Here is a 279-nt window from a genome sequence, read left to right as displayed (position 1 = left end):
CTTCATCTGACAGCTTGGACCACAGGTTCTTCGAGATTACCGTGTTGAGGTGGTCGACGATGTGGCCTGTCGGAACGATGTTCTTCTGCACCTCGAAGAACTTCTTTGCCTCAATGGTGGTCAGCGGGTTTTCCTGTGCGTCGACGGTGCCGTTTTGCAGCGCCAGATAGACTTCCGCAAATGCAATCGGGGTCGTGTTTGCGCCGCAGGCGCGTGGCATGGCGAGGTAGGCCGGAACATCAGGCACGCGCATTTTCAGCCCGCCCATGTCGGCGCAGG

At 58.4% G+C, this 279-nt stretch carries 1 protein-coding gene; it reads right to left on the bottom strand.

All coding sequences use genetic code 11. The annotated features are described in order from the left end of the window. On the bottom strand, nucleotides 1-279 hold a 279-nt coding region (gene dctP / locus EN857_RS34380; protein WP_189522854.1), incomplete at both ends, for a TRAP transporter substrate-binding protein DctP.

Source organism: Mesorhizobium sp. M4B.F.Ca.ET.214.01.1.1, from assembly GCF_004791545.1.
GTDB lineage: Bacteria > Pseudomonadota > Alphaproteobacteria > Rhizobiales > Rhizobiaceae > Mesorhizobium > Mesorhizobium abyssinicae.
The sequence above is the reverse complement of the archived record's forward strand: the minus strand, read 5'-3'. Positions and strand labels throughout refer to the sequence as shown.